An 18,087-nucleotide genomic window follows, 5' to 3' on the forward strand; every position below is an offset into this window, starting at 1 on the left:
GGGTTTCACGCCATGACCTGTACCTCGTGCGGAGCCGAGCTTCCCGCTGGCGCCATGTTCTGCGGCGAATGCGGTCGCTCCGTCAGTGCGCGGGATGCCGCGGCGGCAGCTCCCCGCTGCGAGCAGTGCAACGCCGTGCTGGGCAAGGCCGACATCTTCTGCGGCGTGTGCGGATTCGTGGTGCGGTCGGCGCTCACCATGCCAGGGCCGCGGGACACTGTTGCCCTCAACCGGGACGAGCTGATCGCCGGATTCGCCAGCCTCGATGAGCAGCACGTGACGCCGGTGTCGACGTCGTCTGTTCCCGTGGTGACGCCCCGAGCGGACCCCGCGCCCGTCCGCGTCCCGACGCCCGAGCCGACACCCGGGCCAACGAATGCGCCGACGAATGCGCTCACGAGTGCGCCGTCCGCGTCCGCGGCGCGCCCCGTGCCGTCGCCGCCGCCGGGTGCAATTCGGCGTGGTGTCCAGCTTCCGCCGGCGTCGCCCGCTCCGATTGTCTCCGAGCCGGTGTCCGCAGTGCCGCCGTTTTCCACCGCTGTTCCCGCGGCCGACTCCGCTGTGCCCGTCGCGCCTCCCGTGTCCGCGGTGCCCCCGATCTCGACAGCCCCGCCCGTCTCTGCGGCGCCCCCGATCTCGACCGCGTCGCCCGCGCCCTCGACTTCCCCCGCGCCTCGTCCGGCGTCGCCGGCTCAGCCTCCCGCCGCGGTGAGCGACCTGGACCTCGATGATCTCGACGTCGACGACCTCGAGAAGACCCGCATCGTGCGTCGCTCCGACCGGGGCGAGCGGTTCGTGCTCCAGTTCAGCACCGGCGAGAGCTTCACGGTCTACGGCTCGGGACTTCTCGGCCGCAACCCGCGCCCACAGCCCAGCGAGTTTTTCGACAACCTCATCGTCATTTCCGACCCGGGCAAGTCAGTCTCGAAGACCCACCTCGAGTTCGGCCAGGAGGCGGGAGCGTTCTGGGTCTGCGACAGGTTCTCCGGCAACGGTTCCGTCGCCCGGGAACCCGAACAGCAAGCCAGACGCCTGGACGCAGGCAAGCGCTACCGCATCGCCCGTGGAACCCGAATCGACATCGGCGAACAGTTCCTCATCGTCAGCTGACCGCTCCTCCCCACCCGTGTCTCAGCCCCGGCTGTGCACGCTTCTCCGAGTTCCGTGCCACGACGGCTACCCGGGTGATTTCATCGGATCGTGTCATCCGCCGTTTCGGTCCCGCCCCAGCCACCCAGCGGTTCGCCGCGCCCATCGCGCCTGGCCCTGCCGCGACCACCGGAGACCCCGCGAGCGCACCCATTTCCGATGCTGGCGACCCTGGCGCCCGTCGCGGCGTCTGTCGGCCTCTGGCTGCTGACGTCCTCACCGTATGCACTGCTGTTCGCCGTGCTTGGTCCCGTCATCGCCATTGCCAGCGTCGGTGACTCGCGGCTCGACTCCCGAAGGGTACGCAAGAAAGAACGCGCCCGATTCGATAGGGACTACGAACGCACCCGTCAGCTCATCGCCTCCATGCACCGCAGCGAGTCAGCGGGGCTGGCGAGGCTTGCGCCGTCCGCACGGTCGCTCATCGACGCTCCCGATCACGATCCCGAGAGGTGGCGTGCAGATCTCACACGACCTGTCCCCATTCGGCTGGGAACGGGCAGGGTTCACAGTGCACTGGAGGTGGACACGGATGCCCCGGGGCAGGTGTCGCCCTCGGTCGAGGCGCGCCTCACGGAGCTCCGCGAGGAGGCACGCTTTCTGCCAGCCGCTCCCATTGTGACGGACGCGCGACTCGGAGTCGGGTGTGTCGGGCCTCCGACCATCGCTGCTGCTGCCGCCCGGGCAATCGCGGTGCAGGTGGTGGCGGCCCTGCCACCCGACCGGGTCGGCGTTGCCGTTCCCGACGGCCAAAGTGCCTGGCGCTGTCTCGACGGGATTCCGCACCGGATCGTGCGACGGGAGGCGTCGGACGGGTGCGACGCCATCGTCCTGTCGCCCGGGGGCGTCCCTCCCGAGGTGGTCATCGCCGTGGCGCCCACCCTGGAGGCACTGCCACGCTCGACCCGCGTCGTCGTCGCGGTCGGCGGTTCCGGCGCGGAGGTTGTGCGGCATCCCGACGCAGACGCGATCGGACCGGTCGAGGTCGAGTTCGTCACCGCGGAAGACGTTGCAGGCTGGGCGGCGCGCATCGCCCGGCGCGCAGCTATCGACGGAGTGGGTCCGCAACACACCCGGATTCCGGCGAGCGCTGACCTGGAGCCGTTGCTGCGCGAACCCAGCGATGGAGGCCGGGGGCTTGAGTGCGACATCGGCATCGGTGACGCGGGAATGGTCGCCGTGGATCTGGTTGCCGACGGACCCCACGCCATCGTCGGCGGCACGACCGGGAGCGGAAAGAGCGAGCTGCTGATCAGCTGGGTCCTTGCCATGGCCGCGGGCAGGGCACCCACCGAGGTCAGCTTCCTGTTCGTCGACTTCAAGGGCGGCGCCTCCTTCGATCCTCTCGAGTCGCTCCCGCACTGCGTCGGCGTCATCACCGACCTCGACACGACCGAGGCCCTCCGGGCGCTGACCAGCCTGCGGGCAGAGGTGCGGCGCAGGGAAAAACTGCTTGCGGCAGTTCGGGCGCGATCGTTGGACGATATGCCGCACGCCGATGCGTTCGCCCGGCTGGTCATCGTGGTGGACGAATACGCCGCCGTGGTCGACGAATATCCCGACCTGCACGCCCTCTTCACCGACCTCGCCGCGCGGGGGCGGTCCCTCGGGATTCACCTGGTGCTGTGTACGCAGCGCCCCGGGGGAATCGTTCGGGACGGAATCCTGGCGAACAGCGGCCTGCGAATCTCGCTGCGCGTCACCAGCGCCGCTGACAGCACCATGATCATCGGAACGGATGACGCTGCAGCGCTTCCCCCGGATGTGCCGGGCCGCGCGCTGATCGCTACCTCCGGCACTTCACCCCGTGCGGTCCAGGTCGCACGGGCCGCGGCGGCGGACATCGCTGCCGTGGCCGGACGGTGGGCGTCCGCCGAGCGAGCGCGGCGGCCGTGGTGTGAACCCCTGCCCGTGATACTGACGCCGGGCGAGTTTGCTTCTGTCGTGGCATCCCGCGCCGTCGACGGCAGCATTCCTTTCGGTCTGGCGGACCTCCCCGACGAGCAGCGTCGGGTGGTCGCGCACTACACGCCGACCGTCCACGGCAACCTCGCCGTGATCGGGGGCGCCGGATCCGGCAAGACCCGCTTTCTCGACGCACTGGGTCGTGCGCCTTCCTCCGCCACGGTCGTCCCTGTCGCCGGCGACCTCGCGTCCATCTGGGACGCCGTGACGGGCGCGCTTACCGAGCCGGACCCCGGGCACGTTCTCTTACTTGATGACGTGGACGCCGTGGTCTCGTCCTGCCCGGATGACTACGCCGCGGGGCTCATCGACAGGATCACGCGACTGCTCCGCGAGGGGCCAGGGGTGGGTGTTCACACGGTGGTGACGATGCAGCGTGTTCCCGGGAGCCTGCACGGCCTCGTCGCCCTCTGTGGCCAAACGCTCTTGCTACGCATGCCGAACCGGCAGGAGCATCTTCTCGCGGGAGGCGACACGCAGAGCTGGGCACCGGACCTGCCGCCCGGCGCCGGCTGGTGGCGAACAACGCGGGTGCAGATCGTTGCGGGGGAGACGCCGCCGCCCGCGCGCGTTTCCGCCCGTTCGTGGACAGTGGATGTCGCGACCGACCCGAGCGCGACAGTGATCGTTTCCTCGCGGGCCGCTGCGCTCGCCGGGGAGCTCCGCACCACCCTCCCGTCACGCGCGGTTACAGAGTTGACGTCCGCAGCGCAGGACCCGCGGGCACTTCTTGTGTCCCGGGGGGATCCGCTTCCGTCGGTGCTGGTGGGGGATCCCTCTCAGTGGCAGGCGCACTGGGGAGCAATCGGCGAACTTCGAAGCAGCATGAGCGTGATTTTCGACGGATGTTCCGTGGCGGACTTTCGCACGCTGACGGGCCTGCGGGAACCCCCGCCTCCGCCGTTATCCGGCGAGAGGGCCGGCTGGCGCGTGACGCCGGACGGAAACGTGCAGCGCGTCACACTCGAACTGGCCACGGAAGGGAGGCCGCCCAGCGGGCCACGCCACCGGGCGCGGCGCATCCCCGTTCATCCGGAACCCCTAACCATTGATTCCGCAGGAATATGCGTCGGTTAGTGCTGATTTCGTGAAATTCTTGTTACATCATAGGCGAACTGCTCACTATTTTCGTGTCAGTCGCCCCGCCTGTGCCAGTATCGAGCAACGAGTTTCGTCCCCAGTGACCAAAGATCACTTCCGGTGAAGGAGATGCCTCATGCGAGGGTTGCCCGAAGATCCATTCATCCGCCGCCTCGTGCAGCAGGCACGTTCGTCGCAGGTGAGTCGTCGCTCCCTGCTGGCTACCGGTACCGCAGGCGCCGCGGCCCTGGCTCTCGCCGCGTGCAGCACGGGCGGCAAGGCAGCGCCCACGGCCGCTGCCGACAAGTCGGCGTCCGACAAAACTCTCGCGTGGGACAACTGGGCCGCCTACATCGACGAAGATGACGCCGGCAACTACCCCACGCTCCTCGCCTTCGAGAAGGAGTCAGGCATCAAGGTGACCTACGGCGTCAACGTGGACGACAACAACACCTACTACGGCAAGATCAAAGACCAGCTCGCGCTCGGTCAGGACACCGGTGCAGATCTCGCCTGCCTCACCGACTGGATGGTCAGTCGGCTCATCCGTCTCGGGTACGTGCAGGAATTCGATCTAGACAAGATTCCCAACTCGAAGAATTTGCTGACGTCGCTGCAGAACCCCGACTTCGACCCCGGTCGCAAGAAGTCGCTTCCCTGGCAGGGTGGCTTCGCGGGCATCGCGTGGAACAAGGAGAAGGTCCCCAATGGGCTGAAGTCCGTGTCGGACCTGTGGGATTCATCTCTCAAAGGCCGGGTCGGCGTGCTCTCGGAGATGCGCGACACGATCGGCCTGATCATGCTCGAGCAGGGTGTCGACATCTCCAGCGACTGGAAGACCGACAAGTTCATGGACGCGATCGACGTGTTCCAGAAGCAGATCGACGACGGCCAGATCCGAAACGTTAAGGGGAACGCGTACCTCGAAGACCTCAAGAGCGAAGACACGCTTGCCGCGATCTGCTGGTCGGGCGACATCACGACCCTGAACGCCGAAGCCGGCGACAAGTGGGAGTTCGTGATTCCCGAGGCAGGCGGCACCATCTGGAACGACAACTTCATCGTCCCCATCGGTTCGCCGCGAAAGTCCAACGCCGAGGAACTGATGAACTACTATTACCAGCCCGAGGTTGCCGCCGAGGTCGCCGCGTGGGTCAACTACATCACTCCCGTCGAGGGTGCCCAGGCCGCCATGGAAAAGATCGCGCCGGAACTCGTCGACAATCAGCTCATCTTCCCGAATGACGAGACGCTCGCCACCGCCCACATCTTCCGCACGCTGACCGGCGCGGAGGAGAGCGAGCTCGGCGCCGCGTTCCAGGCGATCCTGCTGGGGTCGTAATGGCCGATTCGTTCGCGTCCTCCGGCGCCGATCTCCGTCTCGAGGGCATCACCAAGAGATTCCCCGGCTTCACCGCCATCGAGGATCTCAACCTCACCATCCCGGCCGGATCCTTCTTTGCGCTCCTTGGTCCCTCCGGTTGTGGCAAAACGACAACGCTGCGCCTCGTGGCGGGACTCGAAGAACCAACGGCAGGCAAGATCCTGATCGGTGGCAAGGACGTCACCACGACCAAGACGTACCAGCGCCCCGTCAACACCGTCTTCCAGAGCTACGCGCTCTTCCCCCACATGAGCGTCTTGGAGAACGTTGCGTTTGGCCTCAAGCGTCGCAAGATTGCGGATGCCACGGGCAAGGCCCACGAAGCACTCCGTCTGGTTGAACTCGACCACCTCGCCGCGCGCAAGCCCGTGCAGCTCTCCGGTGGGCAGCAGCAGCGCGTCGCCCTCGCCCGTGCCATCGTCAACCGACCCGCCCTCCTCCTGCTCGACGAGCCCCTTGGCGCGCTGGATCTCAAGCTGCGGCGCCAGATGCAGCTGGAACTCAAGACCATTCAGGAAGAGGTCGGATTGACCTTCCTCCACGTCACCCACGACCAGGAGGAAGCCATGACGATGGCCGACACGGTCGCGGTGATGAACAAGGGACGCATCGAACAGATGGGTGCACCGGAGGAACTGTACGAGCTACCCCGCACGGCCTTCGTCGCCAACTTCCTGGGGCAGTCCAACCTCTTCACCGGCAACGTCAGCAGCCACACCTCCGATGCTCTCACCGTCGTCGTCGAGGGGCAGAAGATCGTCGTGCCGTCGGCTCGGGCGCAGCGCCACGGGGGAGCGGTCACCGTCGGAGTTCGCCCCGAGAAGCTGCTGCTGCACACGTCGGAGCCCACCGTGACATCCGCCCAGAACATGCTGGGCCCGGGACGGGTCATCGACGTTTCCTTCAGCGGTGTCAGCACCCAGTACATCGTTGCGATCCCCGGATTTGCGCCGATCACCGTGTTCGCCCAGAACATGGTCTTCGGACCCGTTGCCCAGGTGGGAACAGAGGTCTGGGTTGTCTGGCAGATCGAGCACGGCTTCGGACTTGCGGATGACCCGGACGAAGCACCGCGTTTCTCGTCGGACACCGACACCGCATCGATCGCCGTGCAGAAAAAGAAGGCCCTCCTCACCGAGCTCGAGGGTTCCTGACCATGGCGTTCGGAGCATTCGCGGGCAACGCCGTCGCGGTCGATCAGGCACCGCGGCGCCGGAGCAAGGTGGCGCTGCTGCTTCTGCTCCCGGGCATTCTCTACCTGGTGTTGTTTTTCCTTGTGCCGCTCGTCTCGCTCGTCATCACGTCGCTGCAGGCACCGTCGGAGTTTGGGGATATCGGCGAGTACCAGACCGCCTTCCGCTGGGAGAACTACACCACCGCGATCACGCAGTACGGCGCTCAAATCCTGCGGTCGTTCGTGTACGCGCTGGCGGCGACGGTCTTCGCGCTGTTGTTCAGCTACCCCCTCGCTTATTTCATCGGCGTGAAGGCACGTCGATGGCCGCTGCTGCAGAACCTTGCGCTCGTGCTCGTGATCGCTCCCTTCTTCATCAGCTTCCTGCTGCGCACGCTCGCCTGGAAGTCGCTGCTGTCAGACGAGTCTTTCGTGGTGACGTCGCTGAAGGCCCTCTCACTTCTCGGCCCCGATGCGCACCTGACAGGCACGCCGGCCGCGGTGATCTTCGGTCTCACGTATAACTTCATCCCGTTCATGACGCTTCCGCTGTACGCCTCCCTCGAGCGACTCGATACGCGGTACCTCGAAGCGGGCGGCGACCTGTACGCGGGGCCGTTCACCACCTTCCGCAAGATCACCGTCCCGTTGTCGATGCCGGGAATCGTCTCAGGCGTGCTGCTGACGTTCATTCCGGCCGCCGGCGATTACATCAACGCGAGTCGCGAATTCCTCGGAGGTAGCGGCACCACGATGATCGGAAACGTGATTGAGAGCAACTTCCTGATCCAGCTGAACTATCCGGCCGCGGCATCCATGTCCATCATCTTGATGGCAGTGATCCTCGTACTCGTCGGAGTGTATGTGCGCAGAAGCGGAACGGAGGACCTGCTGTGACCCTGCAGGAAGCTCGCTCATTGGCCACGGGCGTCACGGCGCCTCCGACCCGGGACCGGCGCAGGCGCGTGGGACTCGGTTCCTGGCTACTGCCCACCTATACGGTGCTCGCCCTGGTGTTCCTGCTCATCCCCATCGTCTACACGCTGGTGTTCTCGTTCAACGACTCGATCAAGTCGAACATCTCGTGGCGTGGTTTCACCCTCGACAAGTGGTTGCACGTGTGCAACAAGCAGGAGATCTGCCAGGCATTCGGCAACAGCATCATCATCGGCGTGGTGGCGACCGTCATCGCGACGATTCTCGGCACCATGATCGCGATTGCCCTGGTGCGGTACCGCTTCCGCTTCCGGTCGGCGATCAGCCTGTTGCTGTTCCTCCCCATGGCCACACCCGAGGTTGTACTGGGTGCGGGCCTTGCCGCCGAGTTCCTCAGCGCTGGCGTTCAGAAGGGCATGACGACGATCATCATCGCCCACACCATGTTCTGCATCAGCTTTGTGGTGGTGACGGTCAAGGCCCGCGTGGCGAGCCTGGACCCCGCGCTGGAGGAAGCGGGTCGCGACCTCTACGGTTCGCCCGCGCAGGTGTTCTGGCGTGTCACGTTCCCGCTGTTGCTACCCGGCATTGTTGCGGCCGCCCTGCTGTCATTCGCCCTGAGCTTCGACGACTTCATCATCACGAACTTCAACTCGGGCGCTGACACCACATTCCCCAAGTACATCTACACGGCCGCCGCCCGTGGCATCCCGGCGGAGGCGAACGTGATCGCGTCTGCCGTGTTCCTGCTGGCACTGGTCATCGTGATTGCCACCCAGGTGTCCGCCGCGGCACGCCGCAAACGCCTGGCCAACACGCGCTAACGAGTGCTGGCGCCCGCATCGCGAGCGCGGTGTGACACCAGGCGCCGATCGTGCCTGTACCTCGAGCGTCCCGTGGATCAGAGGCGCCGTACGGGGCTACACCTCGAACGTCGTGTGGATGTCTCCGACGAGCTCGGCCCCGCCGGTGACCTTCTCCAGCGTTGCCGCGAGCACGGCGTCCGCGCCGGACTGATCCACTGCGCCCACGGATACGAGAAGAGTGAGCGCGACAAGAGTCGCCGCGCGCAGGCTGCCATCGAGGATCTTGACGGCGACGGCCGTGCCATCCGCCGTCCCCATGATCATCACGCCCTCGGCGCCGAGCTTCGCGACGATGCCCAGGTTCTCGATGACGACCGTGTTTGCGCGCCCCGGTCCGTCGATGGCCCAGGGGTTCTCAAGAATGGCGGCAGTGAGGCGCGCACCATCGGTATCGCCGCCACCGGTGACCTTGCCAACCGCGCGGGCGAGGCCGGTGAGCGAGACCGCGTGCACCGGAGCCCCGCACCCGTCAACACCACTGTGCTCGATGCTCTCGCCGGTGAATTCTTCGACCACCGAGCGGACGAGCGACTGCAGGGGGTGCCCGGGCTCGAGGTAGCCCTCGACAGGCCACTCGTTGCGCACACAGGCAAGCAGGAATGCGGCGTGCTTTCCCGAGCAGTTCATGTAGATGGGAGATGAGGCTCCACCGGCTGCGTACACCGCCGCGCGTGACGCCGGGTCACCGGGCCAGTCGGCGGGACACCCGAGTGCATCCTCGCCAATGCCGGCGCTCGCCAGAATCGCTCTCACCACGCGCACGTGCTCGGGAGTTCCTGCGTGGCTTGCGGTCGACAGCACGAGCTGCTCGTCCTCGAGGGTCGCCCCCGCGCGCTGCACGGCAATCGCCTGCAGCGGCTTCAGCGTGGAGCGGGGATAGATCAGTGCTGAGGTATCACCGAGCGACCGGAGCACCTCGCCCGTGGCATCCACCACAATCGCGGCTCCCAGATGCCGGGACTCGATCCAGCCACTGCGCTCGAGAACGGCGAGCTCGACCGATCCGTCAGCTGTCAGCGGACGCGGCGCGACGATCACAGCGCGGCGAACCCGTCGGCGATCACGCCGAGCGCGTCTACGAGCAGCTCGTCGCTGATGGCGAGGCTCGGCAGGAAGCGCAGGACATTTCCATACGTGCCGGCCGTCAGCAGGATGACACCGTTCTGTGCGGCGTACGCGGCGATGGATGTCACGGCGGCACTGTTCGGTTCGTGCGTGCCCTCCTGCACCAGCTCGATCGCGATCATCGCGCCGATTCCACGAACATCGCCGATGACCGGGTGCTTCTCCTGCAGCGCCAGCAGCCCTGGCTTCAGCACACCCTCGATCCGACCGGCCTCGGCCAGCAGGTTGTGGCTTTCGATCTGCTCAAAGACGGCGACGGCGGCGGCCGCCGCGACAGGGTTCCCGCCGAAGGTACCGCCGAGCCCGCCCGGCTGTGAGGCATCCATGATCTCGGCGCGACCCGTGACACCGGCGAGGGGGAGTCCGCCGGCGATGCCCTTCGCGCTCAGCACGAGATCGGGGACGAGCCCGAAGTGCTCACTGGCAAAGTATTTGCCCGTGCGCGCCATGCCGCTCTGAATCTCGTCCGCGATGAAGACGATGCCGTTGTCGGTGCACCACTGCTGAAGGGCGGGAAGGTACCCATCGGCCGGCACCTGGAATCCACCCTCGCCCTGAATCGGCTCGACAACCAGACACGCGAGTTCGGAGGCGCCGACGGTCTTCTCGAGGTAACCGATGGTGCGCGCAGCAGCCTGAGGTCCGGTGAGGCCGTCGTGGAACGGGTATGAGTTCGGTGCGCGATACACGTCGCCAGCGAAAGGGCCGTAGCCCGTCGAATAGGGCGCTGCCTTGAAGTTCATTGCCATCGTCAGGTTGGTACGCCCGTGATACGCGTGCTCGAGCACGGCAATGCCGCCCCGCCCGGTGTACTTGCGCGCAATCTTGACGCCGTTCTCCACGGCCTCTGCACCCGAATTGACGAGAACGGACTTCTTGGCGTGGTCTCCGGGAGTGTGCTCCGCGAGAAGTTCCGCCACGCGCACGTAGGACTCGTAGGGAGTGATGGTGAAGAGCGTGTGGGTGAAGTCAGCGAGCTGTGCCGTCGCGGCCGCCACCACGGCGTCGTTGGTGTGACCGATCGTCGTTACCCCAATGCCGGCGCCCAGGTCGATGAACTGGTTGCCATCGACATCCACGACGATCGCTCCGTGTGCGTGGTCGATGTAGACAGGCAGGGTGGATGACACACCATCGGACACAACCGCCCGTCGTCGCTCATGCAACTGCTGCGACTTTGGACCGGGAATCGCGGTGACGATGCGGCGTTCCTGGACAATAACGGGGGCGCTGGGGGTCTCAAGCGTGTCAGTCATGGTGGACTAACTTTAGTGGCCAGGCACGCACAGCAGCAGAGAACACGGCCAGAGGAGACGCTTCATGAACATCGACCATTCGTACGCGGTGACCGTGACCTGGGAGGGTAACCGGGGAACTGGCACGAGCGACTACAAGTCGTATGGCCGGTCCAATTCGATCGTCGCTGAGGGCAAGCACCCCATCGCCGGATCGGCCGACCGTCCGTTCCGGGGCGACGCTGACCGGTGGAATCCGGAAGAGTTGCTGCTTGCCTCGCTCAGTGAGTGCCACATGCTGAGCTACCTCCACGTCGCCGCGAGTCACGGCATCGTTGTGACGGACTATACGGATGCCGCGGTCGGCAGCATGCGGCAGACCAGCAACGGCGGGGGACACTTCACCTCTGTCACCCTGCGCCCTGTCGTCACGATCGAATCGGGCGATTCCGCCCTGGCGCTTGCGCTGCACGACGAGGCCGAGGAGAAGTGTTTCATTGCCGCGTCGATGAACTTTCCGGTTCGGCACGAGCCGACAACACTGACGCGGTAACCGGGCACTCCGCACCGGGTGGGGTAACGAAACCCCAAGAATTCACTGGGCGAGTCCCGGAGTGGCTTAAACACTCAGGGTGATGTTGCAGACTGGAAGCTGATTTTTTTCGCTAACAGGAAGGCGCATTGTGCGCAAAGCCGCTGCACTCGTTCTCGCCGTCGGATTGATGGCCTCACTGGCCGCCTGCACCTCCTCAACCTCCGACAGCAGCTCAACCACCGCGGCATCGGCGTGCACGCCGGCGGCGTCGGGCAAGGTATCTGACGCCGTTGCCGTGACCGGTGCCGTAGGCAAGGCGCCGACCGTCAAGCTCACGACTCCCGTTACCGCGACCGCCACCCAGCGCACCGTTGTCACCAAGGGCGATGGCAAGGCCGTCGTCACCGGCGACCGCGTCAAGGTCGAATTCACGATGTACAACGGCACCACCGGTGCCGAGATCACGAACACGGGCTACGCCACCACGCCGGTGACGTTCGAGCTCGACGAGGCCAAGTTCATCCCCGGAATCGTCAAGACGCTCAACTGCTCGACCATTGGTTCTCGCGTTGTTGGTGTAATTCCTCCGGTTGACGCGTTTGGAACGACCGGGTCCGAGACCAACAACATCGCCGCGACCGACAGTATCGTTTTCGTTGCCGACGTCATCTCCAAGGCCGACACCCTCCTGACCAAGGCGACGGGCGACGCGCAGAAGCCGGTTGCAGGTCTCCCGACCGTCAAGCTTTCCGACGCTGGCGTACCGACGGTGACCATCCCGAGCGGTAACCCGTCGACCAAGCTGGAGAAAGAGGTCCTCATCAAGGGCAAGGGAGCCACGGTTCCCGAAAACTCCAACGTCGTTGTGAACTACCAGGGCACCGTGTGGTCCACCAAGACGATCTTCGATGACAGCTGGGCGCGCGGCGCAAGCGCCACGTTCAACACCGGCGCCGTCGTTGCCGGCTTCAAGCAGGCGCTCGAAGGACAGACCGTTGGATCCCAGATCCTCGTGACCATTCCCCCGTCGCTCGGATACGGCACCGAGGGCAACACGACGGCAGGCATTAAGGGCACAGACACCCTCGTGTTCGTCATCGACATTCTGGGACTGAGCTAGTCCCCAGCACGATTCATCGGGCCCGCTGGTCCACTTCGATCGAAGTGAACCAGCGGGCCTTTGGTGTCGCGGCGCCCAATTAGCGCGCGTCCCGGATCTCCTCAATCAGACCGTTCTTGCTCACCAGCAACCGGGGTGTTCGGGATGGATCCACGGACGCCGGCGGGATCAGCCAGTAGTCTCCGTTCTCCAGGTGGATGTCCCACCCGTTGTTGTGGATGAGCATGTGGTGGTGTCGACAGAGGAGGATGCCATTCGCGATGTCGGTGGGGCCGTTATCGCGCTGATACCAGCGAACGTGATGGGCTTCACACCAGCCCGGGGGTCGCTCGCAACCCACGAAGGCACAACCGCCCCAGCGCACCGCGAGCGCGATCCGTTGTCGTCTGCTGAAGAGGCGCTGTTCGCGACCAAGTTGCAGAATCTGCGCCTGCTCATCGACGACGACCTGCATGGTGCCGGCGTCGCAGATGAATAGCTCAACGGACCCAGCAGACACGGGCTGGTGGCTGTCTTCGAGGAGCCCCGGTTCGGCGCGGTTGCCGGCGACAGTAGCGGTGGTGATCACCCGGACCGCGGGACGCTGTCCGGGAAGCCGGGAGTGGTCGGCGTTCGCGGCGAGGTGAAGAGCGGCAATGAGGGTATCCACATTGATCTGCTCGTTTGTGCGGGGATCATCGATCACCTTCCGGGCCCATGCGCGTTCGTCGTCCCGCACAAACCGAGGCCCACCGCGGCGGGGGCTGGTTCCCTGATCGAGCATTTGCAACAACAGATCACCGTCCGGGGGAGACAGCCGGAAGGAACCCTGCACCATGCCATCGGCCCGGCGGTACGCCTTGAGATACCGATTGTCGTGCTGAGTCTTCTCGCGATGCTCGACGGCATCCGAGTCGATGCGGTCGCGGAAGTCACGGGCGGCCCTGTAGAGCTCGTCGGTGGTGGGACGGACTCCGGCGGTCCCGCCGCCAGCCCCAGAGGCCACCAAAAGTTCGCAGCCGGTGCGCAATTGGTCGGTTGATACCCCCGCGCCGGGATTTCCGAGCCCCCGTCGGATGCTGTCCACCGCGTCGGGACGCAGCTGATTGTTCTCGATTGCGCGCACCAGCGGTGTCTGCCAGACGTCTCCGTACACGGTGGCGGCTGCTTCGGGATCCGTCTCGGCAAGGCGTTCGGCGGCGAGGACATTGTCGACCATGGTGCCCACCTGAACGAGCGTGGCCGCCACGACACGCGTGCTGCCCGTGACGGATTGGATGAATCCTTCCGCCGTTCGACGCCCCTCCCGCTGTGCCAGACCGGAACCGCCCAGTTCGAGGCGGGAGAAGAACGCAACCCGCGACGCAATCGCAATCGCGTAGCGATCGAGGCTGCGCTGCACTGCCGTCACGAGCTCCAACGCGTCACGGAGTCGATCCTGCCCGAGTGACGCAATATCGGCCGCGGTGTTGCCAAGGGAAGCCACGGCCGTAGCCCCGGTCAGGAGCTCGGAGGCAAGAGACGTCGCTGCTGCCGACCCGTCGGCGACCGACGGGGTGGAATCGAGCGAGTCATCCATGACCTCATCGTTTCAGGGGTGTTCGCCGCGGTGGCCCGCGCTGTGGCGATCGGTGGATAACCGGCCGACGCCGCGAACTGTGGATAAGTGCCACATGCCCGACCCGCGGCGAACCGGGTAGGTTGGCAGGCGTGCGCAAGGTCATCATTCTCGGTTCCACAGGGTCCATCGGCGTCCAGGCGCTCGACGTCATCGCCGCCAATCCCCACCTCTTCGAGGTCGTCGGCCTGTCCGCCGGCACCAACCGCGAGCTGATCGACCAGCAGGCTGCCGCGTTTGGCGTCGAGCACGTCGCGATGGGTGCGGACGAGTCATCCGCCCTCGTCAGGTCCGTCAGCGCCGACGTGGTGCTTAACGGCATCACCGGCTCGGTCGGGCTCGGACCCACTCTGGCGACGCTGGAATCCGGGATGACCCTTGCCCTTGCCAACAAGGAAAGCCTGATCGTCGGCGGGGAGCTCGTGACAAACGCGGCTGCCCCCGGCCAGATTGTTCCCGTCGACTCCGAGCACTCCGCGATTGCGCAGGCGCTGCGCTCCGGAACCGCGGACGAGGTGCGTCGCCTCGTGCTGACGGCCTCGGGCGGCCCCTTCCGTGGACGAACCCGTGAGTCTCTCGCGAACGTCACGCCCCGCGAGGCACTCGCGCATCCCACATGGGACATGGGATTGGTCGTGACGACCAACTCATCAACCCTCGTCAACAAGGGACTCGAGATCATCGAGGCCCACCTGTTGTTCGATGTGCCGTACGAGAAAATCGACGTCACGGTTCATCCGCAGTCCATCGTCCATTCCATGGTCGAGTTCGTTGACGGCTCCACCATCGCGCAGGCGTCACCGCCGGACATGCGCCTGCCGATCTCGCTGGGGCTGGACTGGCCGCACCGCATTCCCGGTGTTGGCGCGCCGCTCGACTGGACGACCGCGAGCACGTGGACCTTCGAGCCGCTCGACACGGTGGCATTTCCCGCCGTGGACCTCGCCAAGCGCGTCGGCATTGCCGGCAAGACGTTTCCCGCGGTGTTCAACGCCGCCAACGAGCAGGCGGTTCTCGCCTTCCACGCCGGGCGCATCGGATACCTCGACATTCTCGACATCGTCGAGCGCGTGGTTGAGGCACACGAGGCGGGGGAGATGTCGCTCGAGGCCGTTCTCGCGGCAGAGCTGACGGCACGCGCCGCGGCCGACGCGCTCATCGCGTCCCGTTAGTCCGTATTCGGAGGGCCGCTCCATACGGTTCACCCAGCCACCGCACAGAGGGCTCGGATGATCCCGGCTGTACTCTGTGCTCGTGGAAACTGTGCTGCTTTACATTCTCGGGATCCTCGTGGTTGTCGTCGGCCTCGCGGTCTCGATCGGTCTGCACGAGATCGGTCACCTCATCCCGGCCAAACTCTTTGGCGTCCGCGTCGGGCAGTACATGATTGGTTTCGGGCCCACCCTGTTCTCCCGCAAGTTCGGTGAGACCGAGTACGGCTTCAAGGCCATCCCCATGGGCGGCTACATCTCGATGTCCGGCATGTACCCGCCCGCCAAGAAGGGCGGCAAGGCGCGTACCGCGAGCACCGGCTTCTTTCAGACTCTCGTTCAGGACGATGCGAAGCTCGCGGAGGACTACAAGTCCACAGTTGCCACACTCACCACCCCTGACCTCACCGATGAACCGCGCTCCGGCTCCGTGCTGTCGACCATGGTGTCGGACGCCCGCGACGCCAGCGCTGCCACGGTCGTCGAGGGTGAAGAGCACCGCACCTTCTACAACCTTCCGATCTGGAAGCGCGTGATCATCATGCTCGGCGGCCCGACCATGAACCTCCTCATCGGGCTCGTTCTCTACGCGGTGCTGCTCTGCGGTTTCGGTACCGCCCAGCTGAGCACGACGGTCGGATCCGTGTCGGCCTGCGTGATCGCCTCCACGAGCTCACAGACGGAGTGCGCAGCGGATGACCCGGCCGCCCCAGGCGCGGCGGCAGGCCTCAAGCCGGGCGACAAGCTCTTCAGCATGAACGGCACCGCCATCACCACGTGGGCGCAGGCCACCTCGATCATCCGAGACTCCGCCGGAGAACCCCTCACCATCGTCGTCGAGCGCGACGGGGCGGATGTCACGCTCACCGCCACCCCGCTGCTGACAGACCGCGTCAGCTACGACAGCAACAACAAGGTCATCGAGGACTCGAGCGGCAAGGCCATCACCAGCAAGGTCGGATTCCTCGGCATTGGGCCGGCATCCGAGATCGTCCAGCAGCCCGTCAGCGCAGTGCTTCCCGCGGTGGGCAACAACATTGGCAGTGTTGTGCACCTCATCGTGAACCTGCCGAGCCGTCTCGTTGATATTGTCAACGCCGCCTTCGGGCCGGGTGAGCGGGACCCCAACGGCCCGATCAGCGTCGTGGGCGTTGGCCGCATCGCGGGAGAGATCACGAGCCTCAACACGATCCCGGTCGTCGAGCGGATTTCCGCCCTCATCGGACTCATCGCATCGCTCAACATCGCCCTCTTCGTGTTCAACCTCGTGCCGCTCATGCCGCTCGACGGCGGCCACGTCGCGGGAGCCCTGTGGGAGGGCATCCGCCGATTCTTCGCCAAGATCTTCAAGCGCCGCGACCCGGGGCCCGTCGACACGGCCAAGATGGTGCCCATCACCTTCGTCGTGGTCATTCTGCTCGGCAGCATGAGCCTGCTACTGGTTTATGCAGACATCGTGAAACCGGTCAGCATCTTCTAGCGCCGCATCCAGCGACCACGGAGACACGAGAAGTAGAATCTGTTTGTGCCTGCAATCAATCTTGGAATGCCGAAAGTCCCCGAAATCCTTGCGCCGCGTCGCAAATCCCGTCAGATCAAGGTGGGAAAGGTGCTCGTCGGTGGCGATGCGCGCATCAGCGTGCAGTCCATGTGCACGACACCCACGACCAACATCAACGCGACTCTCCAGCAGATCGCCGAGCTGACGGCCTCCGGCTGCGACATCGTTCGCGTCGCCGTGCCCAGCCGTGACGACGCCGAAGCGCTTCCGATCATCGCGAAGAAGAGCCAGATCCCCGTCATCGCGGATATCCACTTCCAGCCGAACTACGTGTACGCCGCGATCGATGCCGGCTGTGCCGCCGTTCGCGTCAATCCCGGAAACATCCGCAAGTTTGACGACCAGGTCGGAAAGATTGCCGCAGCAGCCAAGGCCGCAGGCGTATCGATCCGCATCGGTGTCAACGCCGGTTCGCTCGAGCCCTCGATCTTGCAGAAGTACGGCAAGGCCACCCCGGAGGCCCTCGTCGAGAGCGCCGTCTGGGAGGCGAGCCTCTTCGAGGAGCACGACTTCCACGACTTCAAGATCTCTGTCAAGCACAACGACCCGATCGTCATGGTGAAGGCCTACCGCCTGCTCGCCGAGCGCGGCGACTGGCCCCTGCACCTCGGTGTGACCGAGGCCGGACCCAGCTTCCAGGGCACCATCAAGAGCGCGACCGCCTTCGGCATCCTGCTCTCGGAGGGCATCGGAGACACCATTCGTGTGTCACTGTCCGCGCCGCCCGCCGAGGAGATCAAGGTTGGACTGCAGATCCTGCAGTCGCTCAACCTGCGCGAGCGCAAGCTCGAGATCGTCTCCTGCCCGAGCTGTGGACGCGCCCAGGTGGACGTCTACAAGCTCGCCAACGACGTCACCGACGGACTCGAGGGAATGACAGTTCCCCTCCGCGTTGCGGTCATGGGCTGCGTCGTCAACGGGCCCGGCGAGGCACGTGACGCCGACCTGGGTGTCGCAAGCGGTAACGGCAAGGGCCAGATCTTCGTTCGCGGAGAGGTCATCAAGACCGTCCCCGAGTCCGAGATCGTTGCAACCCTCATCGAAGAGGCCAACCGCATGGCCGCCGAAATGCCGGCTGGCGAACTCGGTTCTCCCGTCGTCGTCACCGCGTAACAGCGGCGTTCGGAGCGTCCGGCGGTGCGCCGGTAA

Annotated in this window: 14 protein-coding genes; 11 read left to right on the forward strand and 3 right to left on the reverse strand. The window is 65.5% G+C overall.

The annotated features are described in order from the left end of the window. Nucleotides 1–12: 12 nt before the first annotated feature. From HB677_RS02335 to HB677_RS02360, 6 genes are all read left to right on the forward strand, one after another. Nucleotides 13–1,110 carry a zinc-ribbon domain-containing protein gene (locus HB677_RS02335; RefSeq protein ID WP_213814024.1) on the forward strand — a complete coding sequence of 366 codons (1,098 nt, stop codon included), beginning with the start codon at nucleotides 13–15 and terminating at the stop codon, nucleotides 1,108–1,110. A 198-nt stretch (nucleotides 1,111–1,308) separates the two neighbouring features. Further along, on the forward strand, nucleotides 1,309–4,191 hold the full coding sequence (locus HB677_RS02340) for an FtsK/SpoIIIE domain-containing protein (RefSeq protein ID WP_213814025.1): 2,883 nt from the start codon (nucleotides 1,309–1,311) through the stop codon (nucleotides 4,189–4,191). Nucleotides 4,192–4,330: 139 nt separating this feature from the next. After that, nucleotides 4,331–5,536, forward strand: coding sequence for a PotD/PotF family extracellular solute-binding protein (locus HB677_RS02345; protein WP_213814026.1), 1,206 nt, complete (start codon nucleotides 4,331–4,333; stop codon nucleotides 5,534–5,536). Continuing rightward, entirely contained in the window at nucleotides 5,536–6,732 is a 1,197-nt protein-coding gene (locus tag HB677_RS02350; protein WP_213814027.1) for an ABC transporter ATP-binding protein, read from the forward strand. Before HB677_RS02345 ends, HB677_RS02350 begins: the two co-directional genes overlap by 1 nt. 2 nt (nucleotides 6,733–6,734) lie before the next feature. Beyond that, on the forward strand, nucleotides 6,735–7,649 hold the full coding sequence (locus HB677_RS02355; protein ID WP_213814028.1) for an ABC transporter permease: 915 nt from the start codon (nucleotides 6,735–6,737) through the stop codon (nucleotides 7,647–7,649). A gap of 68 nt (nucleotides 7,650–7,717) precedes the next feature. Then, the gene (locus tag HB677_RS02360; protein WP_307852457.1) at nucleotides 7,718–8,512 is read left to right on the forward strand and encodes an ABC transporter permease; all 795 of its coding nucleotides are present in this window, start codon (nucleotides 7,718–7,720) and stop codon (nucleotides 8,510–8,512) included. A gap of 96 nt (nucleotides 8,513–8,608) precedes the next feature. On the opposite strand, the gene HB677_RS02365 is transcribed toward HB677_RS02360, so the two are convergent. Both HB677_RS02365 and gabT read right to left on the reverse strand, forming a co-directional pair. After that, entirely contained in the window at nucleotides 8,609–9,592 is a 984-nt protein-coding gene (locus HB677_RS02365) for an asparaginase (RefSeq protein WP_213814029.1), read from the reverse strand. Continuing rightward, the gene (gabT, locus tag HB677_RS02370) at nucleotides 9,589–10,935 is read right to left on the reverse strand and encodes a 4-aminobutyrate--2-oxoglutarate transaminase (RefSeq protein WP_213814030.1); all 1,347 of its coding nucleotides are present in this window, start codon (nucleotides 10,933–10,935) and stop codon (nucleotides 9,589–9,591) included. Before gabT ends, HB677_RS02365 begins: the two co-directional genes overlap by 4 nt. A 64-nt stretch (nucleotides 10,936–10,999) precedes the next feature. On the opposite strand from gabT, the gene HB677_RS02375 reads away from it, so the two are divergent. Both HB677_RS02375 and HB677_RS02380 read left to right on the forward strand, forming a co-directional pair. After that, nucleotides 11,000–11,467 (forward strand): OsmC family protein, encoded by a 468-nt coding sequence (locus HB677_RS02375; protein ID WP_213814031.1) that lies wholly within the window; start codon nucleotides 11,000–11,002, stop codon nucleotides 11,465–11,467. Between the two features lie 130 nt (nucleotides 11,468–11,597). Further along, nucleotides 11,598–12,569 carry an FKBP-type peptidyl-prolyl cis-trans isomerase gene (locus HB677_RS02380; RefSeq protein ID WP_213814032.1) on the forward strand — a complete coding sequence of 324 codons (972 nt, stop codon included), beginning with the start codon at nucleotides 11,598–11,600 and terminating at the stop codon, nucleotides 12,567–12,569. Nucleotides 12,570–12,648: 79 nt separating this feature from the next. On the opposite strand, the gene HB677_RS02385 is transcribed toward HB677_RS02380, so the two are convergent. Then, nucleotides 12,649–14,127: an HNH endonuclease signature motif containing protein gene (locus HB677_RS02385; RefSeq protein ID WP_213814033.1), complete on the reverse strand. Its 1,479-nt coding sequence runs from the start codon at nucleotides 14,125–14,127 to the stop codon at nucleotides 12,649–12,651. A 131-nt stretch (nucleotides 14,128–14,258) separates the two neighbouring features. Between HB677_RS02385 and HB677_RS02390 the strand changes: the two genes are divergently transcribed. The 3 genes from HB677_RS02390 (at nucleotide 14,259) to ispG (ending at nucleotide 18,051) form a co-directional block, all read left to right on the forward strand. Further along, nucleotides 14,259–15,338: a 1-deoxy-D-xylulose-5-phosphate reductoisomerase gene (locus HB677_RS02390; RefSeq protein ID WP_213814034.1), complete on the forward strand. Its 1,080-nt coding sequence runs from the start codon at nucleotides 14,259–14,261 to the stop codon at nucleotides 15,336–15,338. An 82-nt stretch (nucleotides 15,339–15,420) separates the two neighbouring features. Further along, complete coding sequence (locus HB677_RS02395) at nucleotides 15,421–16,857, forward strand: site-2 protease family protein (RefSeq protein WP_213814035.1); 1,437 nt, start codon at nucleotides 15,421–15,423, stop codon at nucleotides 16,855–16,857. Between the two features lie 45 nt (nucleotides 16,858–16,902). Then, nucleotides 16,903–18,051 (forward strand): flavodoxin-dependent (E)-4-hydroxy-3-methylbut-2-enyl-diphosphate synthase, encoded by a 1,149-nt coding sequence (ispG, locus tag HB677_RS02400; protein ID WP_213814036.1) that lies wholly within the window; start codon nucleotides 16,903–16,905, stop codon nucleotides 18,049–18,051. The last annotated feature ends 36 nt before the right edge of the window (nucleotides 18,052–18,087 follow it).

Origin of the sequence: Glaciihabitans sp. dw_435, assembly GCF_018449675.1 — a bacterium.
In the GTDB taxonomy this organism is placed as follows: domain Bacteria; phylum Actinomycetota; class Actinomycetes; order Actinomycetales; family Microbacteriaceae; genus Glaciihabitans.